Raw genomic sequence first — 12,587 nt, forward strand, 5'->3', positions numbered from 1 at the left:
TGGGCCGCCGCGGACCAGATGACCCGCGGCTTCATCATCGGCGCCACCGCAGGACGGACCACCCTCACCGGCGAAGGACTCCAGCACGCCGACGGCCACTCCCCCATCCTGGCCTCCACCAACCCCGCCGTGCTCACCTACGACCCCGCCTACGGCTACGAAATCGGCCACATCATCCGCGACGGACTCGAACGCATGTACGGACCGGCCGCAAGCGGCGAAGGAACCGGACCCGCATCCGATAGAAACCTGATGTACTACCTCACCGTATACAACGAACCCATCACCCAGCCGAACGAGCCCGAGAACCTCGATGTAAACGGTGTTTTGAAGGGCATCTACCGGCTATCGGCGTCGAGCGCTGAAGGCCCCAAGAGCCAGCTCCTGGCCTCCGGCGTCTCGGTCCCCTGGGCCCTGGAAGCCCAGAAACTCCTCGCCCAGGACTGGGGAGTCTCCGCGGACGTGTGGTCCGTGACCTCCTGGAACGAACTCCGACGCGACGGACTCGCCGCCGAAGAACACGCCTTCCTGAACCCCGGCGAAGAACCCCGCACCCCGTTCGTCGCCCAGCAACTCGCCGGCGCCACCGGACCGGTCATCGCCGTCACCGACTACATGAAGGCCGTCCCGGACCAGATCCGCCAATTCATCCCCAACGAATTCGCCTCCCTCGGCGCCGACGGCTTCGGATTCTCCGACACCCGCCAGGCCGCACGCCGCTTCTTCAAAAACGACACCCACTCCATCGTCGTGAAAGCCCTGCAACTCCTCGCCCGCCGAGGCGAAGTTGACCCGGGTGCGCCGTCGTACGCCATTGACCGGTACAAGCTCCTCGACGTGACTGCCGGCACCACCGGCGGTTCGGGGGGCGACTCCTAAACAGCTGTAAAAAAGAATCGGCGGTAGTGCTCTTAGAGCACTACCGCCGATTTGCTGTCACGCTCCGAGCGAGCGGCGATCCACCACGAATCCTGTGGCGGCATTCTCCCTGACTGCGTTGATACCGGCCACAAGGGCCGCTATATCCGGGAACTTGGGCGATACCGCCACTACCGTTCCATCATCAGCCTTCAACCGGAAACGGAACGACTGCTCCCCCGCTGTCAAGATTTCGAAAATGCCAGACATAAAACCTCTTTCCACCGCGGATGCGTCATTGCATCCCCTTCGATGACCACTGACTCTCGTGAAGTCCATAAGAGAATATCGGCCATGGGAGCCTGCCAGAAGGCCTACCCATGGGTAATATTCAACCTTTTTCGGTAGACCTATATGGGAATGCAAGGTGAACCTAGAGATCTCGCGGGGGCACATGGATAGGGTGAACCCCATGAACGATTCGACCTCCGTGCCCACCACTGGTGTGCTGTTGGCCGGCGGCGCAGGGACGCGCCTGGGCCTCGGCCCCAAGGCGCTGCTGCCCTTCCGCGGCCACACCTTGGTGGAGGTACTCGCCAAGACATTGCTCGACGGCGGGTGCCTCGAGGTCGTCGTGGTGCTCGGGGCCGGAGCCGAGGATGTCCGAGGCACGACGGACCTGGGCGGGTACCTCGTGGTGGACAACCCGGAGTGGGCGTCCGGCATGTCCAGCTCGTTTCGTACTGGTGTTGCGGCGGCTACCCACGGCCACAACGTCATGGTGACTCTGGTGGACCAGCCCGGGTTGACCCCCGGCGTCGTCGCCCGGCTGCTGGCCGCGCACCAAGCCGGCCGTGTGACGGCAGCGGGATACCCGGACACTGTCCACCACGGCAGCACCACAACAAAACTCCGGCGCGGCCACCCCTTGATCATCGACGCCAGCCTCCGTGCCGACGTCGCCGAGTCCGCCGTGGGCGACGCCGGAGCACGCCGTTTCCTCAAAGCGCACCCTGGGCTGGTGGACGTCGTCGACTGCAGCGACCTCGCCGACGGAGCCGACGTGGACACGAAGGACAAGCTGCACCTCCTCGGCGACTAGCCACCCCAACTAGCTAGCAGTTGTTGTCGTTATGAGGGCTCATAACGACATTAAATGCGAGCCAGTTGGGTGGGGGTGGAGGCGTCGGCGTCCTTGAGCGCCAGGTAAATCTTGTCCCGGGCGATGGGGAGGGCCACGAACCTCACCCCGGTGGCGTTCCGGATGGCGTTGGCCAGCGCGGGTGCCACCGGATTGAAGGGGCTCTCGCTCATGGACTTCGCACCGAGCGGCCCCATCTGGTCATTCGTTTTCGCGAAATAGACCTCGCTGCGTGGCACGTCCGCGAAGGAAGGGATGTGGTACTGCCGCAGGATGTCGGTGGTGACCCGGCCGACGTCGTTCACGCGGACTTCCTCATACAGCGCGACACCCAACGCCTGGGCGATTCCGCCTTCCACCTGGCCGCGGCATTGCCGTGGATTGACCACGACGCCGGCATCGGCCGCCTGGACGCTCTGCAGGATCCTCAGCTCCCCCGTTCCGGTGTTTACGGCCACCCGGAATCCGTGGACGTTGAAGGCCACCGAACGCGGGGTTCCACCCCAACGCCCCTCGGTGGCGAGTTCCACGCCCTGCTGCTGCGCGGCGTCGTGCACGTCCGCGAGCGCCAAGACCCGCTCACCGCAGCGCGCGGCGCCGTCTTCGAGCACGCAGTCCGCCTCCGAAACACCCGCGATTCCGGCAGCCACTGCCCGGATCCGCAGCGCGAGTTCCTGCGCCGCGAGCAAGGTCGCCTGCCCGGCCACCACGGTGCCTGCGGAGCCGAATGCCCCGGTATCGTGCTCCACGAGATCCGTATCGGACTGGCGCACGGCCACGCTCGCCGCGGCGGTGGACAGAGCGGTCGCCGCCAGCTGGGCGTGGACCGTGGTGGTGCCGTTGCCGAATTCTGCGGTCCCGACGGCGGCGTCGAACGTACCGTCCGGCAGGAGCCTGAGGCGCGTGTGGGCGAAGTGCCCGCGGGGCGGAACGGTGTCGATCATGGACAGCGCGGAGCCGACACCGGTGACCCACTCCGGACCGAGATCGTCGAGCCCGGCGTCCCGGTAGCGTTGGCCGCCGCGCTCGAGGGCATCCCGGACCAACGCTACGCACTGGTCCAGTCCGTAGCTCCCGTAGAACACGTCCTCTTCCGGTTCCGGGTTCGTGGAGAGCATGTCGTCACAGGGACGGACCATGTTCTTGAGCCGGAACTCCAGGGGGTCCATGCCGATACCAACGGCGAGTTCGTCCACGGCCGATTCGATCGCGAAGATCATCTGGCTCAGGCCGTAGCCACGGAAGGCGCCGGCCGGGACCGTGTTGGTGTAGACGGCCTGTGCATCCACTTTCTTGTTGGCGCATTTGTAGACGGCCAGGGACTCGCCGCAACCGTGGAACATCACTCCTGGCGCGTGGTTTCCGTACGCACCGGTGTTGGTGACCACGTCCAGCTGCATCGCCGTCAGGTGGCCGTCCCGGCTTGTCCCGGCCTTGACCTTGATGGTGAAGGGGTGGCGCGTGGTGGTGGCGGTGAATTGCTCGGTGCGGGTGAACTCCACTTGCACAGGCCGGCGGAGCTTGAGGGCCGCCATGGCCACGAGGTCCTCAGCGAGGACTTCCTGCTTTCCGCCGAAACCGCCGCCCACACGGCCGGCCACCACGCGGATTCGGTCTTCGGGAAGATCGAAGACGCGGGCGAGGGTGCGCCGGACCAGGAACGGGACCTGGCTGGAGGAACGCACCATGAGCCGCTCTTCCCCGGGCTTCTCAGAGGGTTCCACCCAGGCGATGGAGCAGTGCGTTTCCATCGCGACGTGCTGAACGCGCTGGGTTTGGTACGTGTTCTCGTGGATGAAGTCGGCCGCTGCGAATCCGGCTTCAACGTTCCCCAGCTCGGAATGGACCTCCGCCACGACGTTGTCCTGTGGGCGGGATATCCGGGCCGTTTCCCCGTCCTTCTCTCCGTGGATCGCGGGTGCACCGGGCAGCACCGCATCCTGCGGCGAGAAGACAGCGTCCAGGAGTTCGTACTCCACTTTGATGGCCCGGGCCCCGGCTTCCGCTGCGCCCACCGATTCGGCGACGACGGCGGCAACCCGCTGGCCGATGAAGCGCACCACGTTGTCGAGGACACGGGTATCGTCGGGATCGTCGGTGTAAAGCTCATGCTGGGCAGTTGAGAACAACCGGGCCGGCGCGTCCTCATGGGTGAAAACCGCGACGACGCCGGGTACTTGGAGGGCCGCCGTCGTATCGATGGACACAATCCGGGCGTGCGCGTGCGGCGAGCGCAGCAACTTGAGATGCAGCAGTCCCGGGAGTTGTTCCGCGGGGACGTCGAGCGTATAGCGGGCGGTGCCGGTGACGACGGCGCGTCCCGCAGGCGCGGGAACGTTGTCGCCGAGCTGGCCTGAGGTGGGCATGACTGCCGCGCCCGCCGCACCGCCGTCGGGCGAATGATTGTGACTACCGCACACGGCGTCCGCGATAGAGCGGTAACCCGTGCAGCGGCACAGGTTTCCCTTGAGGTTTCGCGGGAGGTTTTCTTTCTGTTCCTCGTCGAAGGTGGCGGCGGTCATCATCATGCCCGCTGTGCAGAAGCCGCACTGGAAGCCCTGGTTTTCGAGGAACTGCTCCTGTACCGGATGCAGCTCTTCCCCACTCGACAACCCCTCGATGGTGGTGACCGAGTGCCCTTCGGCGCGGACGGCCGGGTAGATGCAACTGTGCACGGGTTTTCCGTCCACGTGGACGGTGCACGCACCGCAGTCCCCTCCGTCGCACCCTTTCTTGACCCCGAAGTTTCCCTGTTCACGCAGGAACGTCCGAAGGCACTGGCCCGGGCGGGGTGCGGCCTCGGTGGCAGTTCCGTTGATCTCGATTGCCATGCTCAGGCCTCCTTCTGTGCGGGTTGGGTGGATGGTTGCGGCGAGGTGGCGTGCGGTGGCCAGAAATCGCCCGAGACCGTGAGCGGTCCCTCGCCTGAAACCGGACCGCACAGTTCCGCGCGGATCTCCTCGGCGAGCCGGAACGTCATGTCGCGGCGCCATTCCGGGAGCCCATGGATGTCGTCGTGGTACAGCTCCGTGGGGATTGAATGCCCGACGGCGGCGGCCAGCCGCTCGGCGTCCGGCAACTCCGCGGCGGCGAACCGCAGCTGTACGGGCCGTTTAGTGGCAGCGGTGACGGTGAGGACCAGGCCGCCATCGGCGTCGAGCCTTCCGATCAGCAGCACCCCGGATCGCCCGAGATTGCTCAGCGAGAGCCGGCGGAAGGCCACCTTCGCCGCCAAGGCCGACGCCGGCAGCTGGATGCTGCGCAGGAGCTCGCCGGGTGCCAGGCGGTTCTTCCCGTCCCCGGTGACGAACTCGGCCGCGGGAACGGTGCGGCTGCTGCCGTGCCGGCCGAGGATGGTGGCCCTGGCATCCAGGCCGGCGCACAGTGAAATCATCGGCCCGGCCGGGAGCGAAGTGCACACATTGCCGCCAACGGTGGACATGTTCCATACCTTGAAGGAGGCCACGAAAGAGTCGCAGCACGGGCGGAAAAGGTCCAGTCCCGGCCAGTTCCGGCCGGCCACGTCGTCAGACACCGGGAGAGCGTAGAGCTCGGCGACCGTGCAGGTGGCGGCCAACTCAATGCCGGCGTCGCTCACGGTTACGGCCGGCCAGCCTGTTTGCCCCAGATCGAGTAACCGCTTGAGCGGCTCTTCGCTGCCCACCGGACTGCCGTAGGAGAACAAGACCGTGCCGCCGGCGAGCCAGGCGTCGCCCTCGCGCCACTGGCCTGGATCCGTGGTGGCAACCACGGACTCGATGGTGTTCATGTCCATGGGGTCACCTTGCTTTGTTCGGGGGTGCTGGTCTGATGGATCGGCCCGCTTCCGTCCTTGAGCGAACCCCAGGCAGAGGCCGGGTGCGGAGCGCGGGACGCGAGGATTTCGGCGGTAATGGAAACGGCCACTTCGGCGGGAGTGACGGCACCAAGGTCCAGTCCGATCGGCGAATGCAGGCGTCCGAGGGCCTCGACCGAGATGCCGCGAGCCAGAAGTCCGTCGATCCGCTGCCGGTGGCTGCGCCTCGAACCCATGGCTCCCACATAGGCGAGGTCCAAAGCGAGGGCTGTTTCCAGCAGGGGAATATCGAATTTGGGATCGTGGGTCAGCACGCACACCACGGTTCGGGAATCGACCCGGCCGGCGGCTGCTTCTGCGGCAAGGTACCGGTGCGGCCAGTCGGTGACGAGGTGGTCTGCAGCGAGGAAACGGCCCTGGCTCGAAAACGCGGGCCGCGCATCGCACAAAGTGACCTCGTAACCCAGGAGTTTCCCGGCGGGGAGCAATGCCGCGCCGAAGTCGTTGGCGCCAAAGATCAGCATGCGGGCCGCGGGCAAGCGGCTTTCCACGAAGAGGGTAATGGGTTCGGCTTCCGGCGCGGAGCCCCCGCAGCCTTCGGCCGGAGCGAGCCGCACCAGCCCTGCGCGGCCACCATGCAGGAGTGGCTCGAGCTGGGCTGCAGCGGCGCGGATCACGGCGTCATCCCCGCCAAGAAGGGCCGAAAGTTCCCGTGAACCTGCGGCGGAGAAACGCGCCGGATCAGGAACGACGACGGCGCCTCCCGCAGCGTCGAGCCTGCGGATGAGTGCCAGGGAGGACTGCAAGCCGCTCACGGTGTTCAACCAATCCAGGTCCAGCCCGGCGGCCCCGGTCGGCTGGATGTGGACTTCCAGCTCGCCGCCACACGTGAGCCCGACGGCGAACGCGTCCTCGGCGCTGTAGCCGAACGACTCAAGGCGGCTGCCGCCGTCGTGCATTGCTTGAAGCGCGGCCTCCACCACGGCGCCTTCCACGCAGCCGCCAGAGAGGCTGCCAAGGACGTCGCCGTGTTCGGAAACCAGCATGGACGTGCCGAGCGGCCGGGGCACGGAACCTCCCGCGGCCACGATCGTGGCGACGGCGCATCGCTGCCCGGAGACCGCGGGCCGCCACGTGACCAGCGAAGGCATCAAATCCAGCATGGCAACACCTCCTTTACCGAGGTCCCGGAACGGAGACCCGCCCGGGGCAGTGTGCGATCTTGCCTCATATTCTCATTCCTTGCGTCTGTACAGGAGAGCTTCGGGTAAACAGGCAACCGTTGCGTGAAGAGGACCGGGGCGGGCCTCTCATTTCCCACCCCGGTCCTTGGCGGAGCAGCCGCACCCCACCGCCGCCCGCCGTCGTCGTCCGCGCTATGCGCTTGGGGACGATCGGCGGACGCCTATTCATTGCGGTGACTTGCGGCCGGACCGCCGCCTCAATGGCCGGCTACGCTCCTGGCCGGCTGCCCTCGGTCATGATCCCAAGAGGGCGCTGATCGGCCCGCGGGCAAAGTAGACCAAGAAGCCCACGGTCACCACCCACATGAGGGGATGGACTTTCTTGCCCTTCCCCGAGGCCGCATGGATCACGGCCCAGGAGATGAATCCGACACCGATGCCGTTGGCGATGGAGTACGTCAGCGGCATGGTGACGATGGTGAGGAAGGCGGGCAGGGCCACGGAGAACTTGGAGAACTTGATCTCGCGGATCTGCGCCATCATCATGGCGCCCACCACCACCAACGCTGCGGCTGCGACCTCGAGCGGAACCACGCTGGTGAGCGGGGTCAGGAACATCGATCCCAGGAACAGCAGCCCGGTGACTACCGATGCCAGGCCCGTGCGGGCGCCTTCGCCAATCCCGGCAGCGGAGTCGATGTATACGGTGTTGGACGAGCCCGACGTCGCGCCGCCGGCTACCGCACCCAGGCCTTCGACGATGAAGGCCGACTTGAGCTTGGGGAACGTCCCGTCCTTGTATGCCACGCCGGCGCTCTTGGCGAGACCGGTCATGGTGCCCATGGCGTCGAAGAAGTTGGTGAACACCAGGGTGAACACCAGCATCGTGGCCGCCAGGCCGCCGATCCTCGAGAACGAGCCGAAGAGGTCGAAGTGGCCCACCAGGCTGAAGTCCGGTGCGGAAACCAGCTGGCCGGACAGTACCGGGGTGTTGAGGTGCCAGCCACCGGGATTGGCGGCGCTGCCAGGCCCGATGTGCATGACGGCCTCGACGACGGCGGCGAGGACCGTGGTGGCGACGATTCCGATCAGGAGGCCGCCCTGGATCTTACGGGCCACGAGGATTCCCATGACCAGCAGACCGACAATGAAAACAAGGGTTGGTATAGAGGTGATGGAACCATCGTTGCCGAGCTGTACCGGCGGTCCGCCTTTTGTGGCGCGGACGAAGCCGGAATCGACGAAGCCGATGAAGGCGATGAACAGGCCGATGCCAACGGTGATGGCGGCCTTGAGTTCCTTGGGGACAGCCTTGAAGATCGCGGTCCGGGCACCCGTGACGCCGAACAGGACAATCAGGATGCCGTTGATGACCACCAGGCCCATGGCTTCCGGCCAGGTGACTTCGTGGATGACGGCGACTGCGAGGAACGAGTTGATTCCCAAGCCTGCGGCGAGCCCGAACGGCAGGTTCGCGATAAGGCCGAAGAGGACCGTCATGACGCCGGCGGTGAGGCCGGTGACTGCCCCCACCTGCGCTGCGGACAACCATCCGCCCGCCACATCCGTGGGTGCGTTCTGGGCTGAGAATCCGCCCAGAATCAGTGGGTTGAGGATAACGATGTAGGCCATCGTGAAGAACGTGACGATGCCGCCGCGGAATTCGCGGGCCAGCGTGGAGCCACGCTTGGTGATCTGGAAGAAACGATCCAGGAAGGAGTTCGACGCCGGGGGCTTGGGGCTGCTGCCCCGCTGTGCCAGTCCGGTTGCCGTGTGCTTTTCGCGTGCATCTGTCTGCCCTGCGCCCAAGGGCGCAGCCTGCTTTTCAGTTGCCGTTCGCATTTCTGCGGGGTCCAGGATTGTCATTTCAGCCACCGGGCCCTAGTAGTCAATCCTGGAGTCAAGCGTGTTCCAGGTGTTGAACGGTTCCAGGATGGCCGGTGCCTGGGGGTCGCCCAGTTCCAGTTTGCGGACCGGCATGAGCTTGTCCCGGTCTTCGTTCTCGAAGTATTCGTAGAAGACGGCGTCGTCAAAGCCGACGGAGGCGGCGTCGTGCCGGTCTGCTGCGAACACCACATTGTCAATGCGTGCCCAGAGAGCCGAGGCCAGGCACATGGGGCATGGCTCGCAGCTCGTGTAGAGGGTGGCTCCGCTGAGATCGAAGGTGCCGAGCTCGCGGCAGGCATTGCGGATGGCGGTGACCTCGGCGTGCGCCGTGGGGTCGTTGCTTGCGGTGACGCGGTTGACGCCTTCGAAGGCGCGGCCGTCCGCGGTGACAATGACGGCCCCGAACGGCCCGCCGCTGTTGAGGACATTGGCTGTTGCCAGCTCAATGGAGGTGGCCAAGAAATGTTCGGCCGTGACGGTGGTACTCATGTGCGACTTCCTTTGTGCTGAGGAAGCCTGTAACCAGGGAGGCATCTGAACGTGACAGACCAGTGCTGCGATTACCAGGCTTCAGCGCGTGCTTTTGAAGGTTTCGCCTGGTAGATAGCTTCCCGGAGTCCGGGTGCCCGCCTTTGGCAAATTGAGATTAGCACCGGAGATGTGAGCCGCGCCATAGTTTCTGGAAAAAAAGTTTCGACATGTGAAATTCTCGCCCGGCGACGGTATCTCGACGTCAGTCACATTGACGCACTTCGGCGAGCCACTTACGCTGGGTGCCATCGGCAGGGATGACCCGCCGGAACCTGGATCAGCAGACAGGAACCACTGAGCTGGAACGCAACTACGCCGACCAGACAAGGATTCCCGTGTCCCCGAAATCCGATTTCCAGCCAGCAGCCCCGGCGACGGATCCAGCCTCTTCCCGGCTCTGGATCAAGAATCCCCTCGATGTGTTCACCGCCAACGGGCTCGACGCCCGCGGCGGCATCGTGGTCAGCGATGGGAAAATCGCCGAGCTCGTCCCCGCCGGAAAGCGTCCATCCGCGCCGTGCCATGAAACTTTCGACGCCGGCAGCCACGTCCTGCTGCCAGGGCTCATCAACACGCACCACCACTTCTACCAAACGCTCACCCGCGCCTGGGGTCCGGTGGCCAACGTCCCCCTGTTTCCATGGCTGCAGAACCTCTATCCCGTGTGGGCGCGACTGACGCCGGACAGCCTCGAACTTGCCGTGAAAGTTGCGCTTGCGGAACTCCTGCTTTCCGGTTGCACCACGGCGGCCGACCACCACTACCTCTTCCCCGCGGGACTTGAGGACGCGATCGACGTCGAGGTCGGCGTCGTGCGTGAAGTCGGCATGCGCGCCACGCTCACCCGCGGGTCCATGACGCTGGGCGAGGACGACGGCGGCCTGCCGCCTCGATCCACGGTGCAGCGCCCGGAGGTGATCCTCGCGGACAGCGAACGGCTGATCGGGAAGTACCACGAACGCGGAGACGGCGCAGTTATCCAGATTGCCTTGGCCCCTTGCTCGCCGTTCTCGGTGACCCGGGAGATCATGGCCGAGAGCGCTGCCATGGCCGAACGGCTGGATGTCCGGCTTCACACGCACCTCGCGGAAACCATCGACGAGGAAGATTTCTGCCGCGAGATGTTCGGGTTGCGCACCGTGGATTATCTGGACAGCGTCGGCTGGCTCGGAAAGCGCACTTGGCTTGGCCACGGGATCCATTTCGACAACGACGAGATCGCCCGGCTGGGTGCCGCGGGCACCGCCGTCGCGCACTGCCCGACGTCGAACATGCGGCTCGCGTCCGGCACCGCACGGGTGCTGGAACTTGAGGCCGCCGGGGTTCCGGTAGGGCTGGGAGTGGACGGTTCGGCGTCGAACGATGCCTCCAACATGATCCTCGAAGCGCGGCAAGCGCTGTATCTGCAGCGGCTGCGCTATGGCGCGGACGTCCCGGTGGAGCGTGCGCTCGGCTGGGCGACGCGGGGATCCGCTGCAGTGTTGGGCCGCACCGATATCGGCCAGATTGCTCCCGGGATGCAGGCAGACCTTGCCTTGTTCAAGCCCGAGGGGCTGCGCTTCTCCGGCAGCCATGATCCCGTCGCGGCATTGTTGCTCTGCGCGGCGGACCGCGCCGACCGCGTCATGGTGGGCGGCAAGTGGCGCGTTATGGACGGCCAGATTCCGGGTCTGGACATCCCGGAACTTATTGCCAAACACTCAGCCGCCGCACAGAAAATCGTCAGCGGTTAGGAGTAGCCTCTCGATTAGGTCGTAGATCAGGAGGCAAATCATGACCGTCCCCCAGCACAACACGCCGACTCCTCCAGGTTGGTACCCGGACCCCTCGGGCTCCGGGCAACTACGGTGGTGGGACGGTAACGCCTGGACTGGAGACGCTTGGAACCCACCGGCCCAGACCGGCGGGGCCCAAGCAGGAGCAGGTCAGCCCGGTGCTGGTCAGCCCGGCGCGGCGTGGCCCGCGGCCGCGCGGCCCGGGCAATACGCCGGACCCGGGCAATACGCGGGACCTGGGCAATACGCGGGACCGGTCCAGCCCGCGCCGCGCCCGGAAATCAGCAAGCAGACGCCGGTCTACAATCCGTTTATCTGGCTCGTCACGCTGCTGCCGGTGATCACACTGATTATCCTGATGCTCTGGAATCCGGTCTTCCACCTGCGATATGTCGGCGCTCGGACCGTACCCACCCTCGATCCCAGCGCGTTCAGCGTTCCGTATTTCCTGCTGGTTATCTCGTCCTGGTTCATCTACGGGGTCAGCGTTCTCTTGTCCTACCTCGACTGGCAAAAGCTGCAGAGGGACGGTGTGGTGCGCCCCTTCCACTGGGCGTGGGCCTTCCTGGGCGCCGGAGTCTACGTGGTGGGCCGTTCAGTGATCGTCCACAAGGTCGCCCCGCAGCGCGGACTCGCACCGGTTTGGGCACTGATTGGCCTGACCGCCGTGAGCCTGATCCTCGTGTCCGTCAAAGCGGGCATGATCGTTTCGACCATCGCCAAGGCCCTGCCAATGTAGGTTCCCGGGCGAAATTTCTGTCCCACGAACAAAGCGGCGCCACGACGCAAAGCGGCGGGCGGCACCTCCCCAGGTGCCGCCCGCCCTTTTGGCTCTGTTGCGCAGAGTCCCCCATCCCCAGGGGCAGGAGCCCTAGGAACGCTGCCGGCCGAATACCGGAAGGGCGCGCAGCCAACGGGAGAAAGTCCCGGGCATGCGGTCGCAGTCGGCCGGAATGTAGAAGTCAGGATCCGTAGCGCCGAACGGCAGGTACAGTTCCTGGCCGGGCGCGGGGAATTCCACGACGTTGTTCTTATCCTGCGAGTCCATCTGTCCTCCTATTTCATGCGCTCAAGTTCTCCGTGGCGATGCGGTTCAGGCCCTTCGTCAGGTTCTTCACATTTTCCGCATATTGGAAAACATTTTTTGTTATATGGAAATGGTAGGGGGGATTCCCGAACCACGTCAAGAGGCGCCCACGGGACCATGCCCCTGCGGCCAGCCGCCGTCGGTCACAATCAGAAAGTAGATAACGATTCTCCGGAAGTGATGTACACCACTGGCAGACGTGAGCTACGCTTTCTTCAATTCGTGGCGCAGGTCACGTAACCTGGGAGCAGCAGGCAGGGTCGTAATGAGCTGGCATCAACGGATGCCGGCTCTTTTTTGTTGGGTCGGCTCCACCAGAAACGCGTAT

General features: G+C 65.2%; 11 protein-coding genes. 4 read left to right on the top strand and 7 right to left on the bottom strand.

Features of this window, described 5'->3' with window-relative positions; all coding sequences use genetic code 11:
- A partial coding sequence (locus ABH924_RS12355; protein WP_404499180.1) for a transketolase-like TK C-terminal-containing protein occupies positions 1-879 on the top strand: 879 nt, incomplete at its 5' end.
- Between the two features lie 57 nt (positions 880-936).
- Here the strand turns inward: ABH924_RS12355 and ABH924_RS12360 are convergent.
- Complete coding sequence (locus ABH924_RS12360; protein ID WP_234753445.1) at positions 937-1,128, bottom strand: YegP family protein; 192 nt, start codon at positions 1,126-1,128, stop codon at positions 937-939.
- A 202-nt stretch (positions 1,129-1,330) separates the two neighbouring features.
- On the opposite strand from ABH924_RS12360, the gene nboR reads away from it, so the two are divergent.
- Positions 1,331-1,960 carry a nicotine blue oxidoreductase gene (gene nboR, locus ABH924_RS12365; RefSeq protein WP_404499182.1) on the top strand — a complete coding sequence of 210 codons (630 nt, stop codon included), beginning with the start codon at positions 1,331-1,333 and terminating at the stop codon, positions 1,958-1,960.
- 50 nt (positions 1,961-2,010) lie between these two features.
- On the opposite strand, the gene ABH924_RS12370 is transcribed toward nboR, so the two are convergent.
- From ABH924_RS12370 to ABH924_RS12390, 5 genes are all read right to left on the bottom strand, one after another.
- On the bottom strand, positions 2,011-4,830 hold the full coding sequence (locus tag ABH924_RS12370) for a molybdopterin-dependent oxidoreductase (RefSeq protein WP_404499184.1): 2,820 nt from the start codon (positions 4,828-4,830) through the stop codon (positions 2,011-2,013).
- Positions 4,831-4,832: 2 nt separating this feature from the next.
- Complete coding sequence (locus tag ABH924_RS12375; protein WP_404499186.1) at positions 4,833-5,774, bottom strand: FAD binding domain-containing protein; 942 nt, start codon at positions 5,772-5,774, stop codon at positions 4,833-4,835.
- The gene (locus tag ABH924_RS12380) at positions 5,765-6,958 is read right to left on the bottom strand and encodes an XdhC family protein (RefSeq protein WP_404499188.1); all 1,194 of its coding nucleotides are present in this window, start codon (positions 6,956-6,958) and stop codon (positions 5,765-5,767) included. Before ABH924_RS12380 ends, ABH924_RS12375 begins: the two co-directional genes overlap by 10 nt.
- Positions 6,959-7,273: 315 nt before the next feature.
- Positions 7,274-8,845 (bottom strand): NCS2 family permease, encoded by a 1,572-nt coding sequence (locus ABH924_RS12385; protein ID WP_404499331.1) that lies wholly within the window; start codon positions 8,843-8,845, stop codon positions 7,274-7,276.
- Between the two features lie 15 nt (positions 8,846-8,860).
- Positions 8,861-9,355, bottom strand: coding sequence for a nucleoside deaminase (locus tag ABH924_RS12390; RefSeq protein WP_234753431.1), 495 nt, complete (start codon positions 9,353-9,355; stop codon positions 8,861-8,863).
- A gap of 299 nt (positions 9,356-9,654) precedes the next feature.
- Here ABH924_RS12390 and ABH924_RS12395 point away from each other — a divergent pair, with 299 nt between their 5' ends.
- Together ABH924_RS12395 and ABH924_RS12400 are read left to right on the top strand one after the other, a co-directional pair.
- Positions 9,655-11,130, top strand: coding sequence for an 8-oxoguanine deaminase (locus ABH924_RS12395; RefSeq protein WP_404499190.1), 1,476 nt, complete (start codon positions 9,655-9,657; stop codon positions 11,128-11,130).
- Positions 11,131-11,170: 40 nt separating this feature from the next.
- Positions 11,171-11,911 carry a DUF2510 domain-containing protein gene (locus tag ABH924_RS12400; protein ID WP_404499192.1) on the top strand — a complete coding sequence of 247 codons (741 nt, stop codon included), beginning with the start codon at positions 11,171-11,173 and terminating at the stop codon, positions 11,909-11,911.
- A 132-nt stretch (positions 11,912-12,043) separates the two neighbouring features.
- Here the strand turns inward: ABH924_RS12400 and ABH924_RS12405 are convergent, their stop codons facing one another.
- Positions 12,044-12,220 (bottom strand): hypothetical protein, encoded by a 177-nt coding sequence (locus ABH924_RS12405; RefSeq protein ID WP_269995742.1) that lies wholly within the window; start codon positions 12,218-12,220, stop codon positions 12,044-12,046.
- Positions 12,221-12,587 lie beyond the last annotated feature (367 nt).

This window comes from Arthrobacter sp. GAS37, from assembly GCF_044908325.1.
GTDB classification, from domain to species: Bacteria; Actinomycetota; Actinomycetes; order Actinomycetales; family Micrococcaceae; genus Arthrobacter; species Arthrobacter ramosus.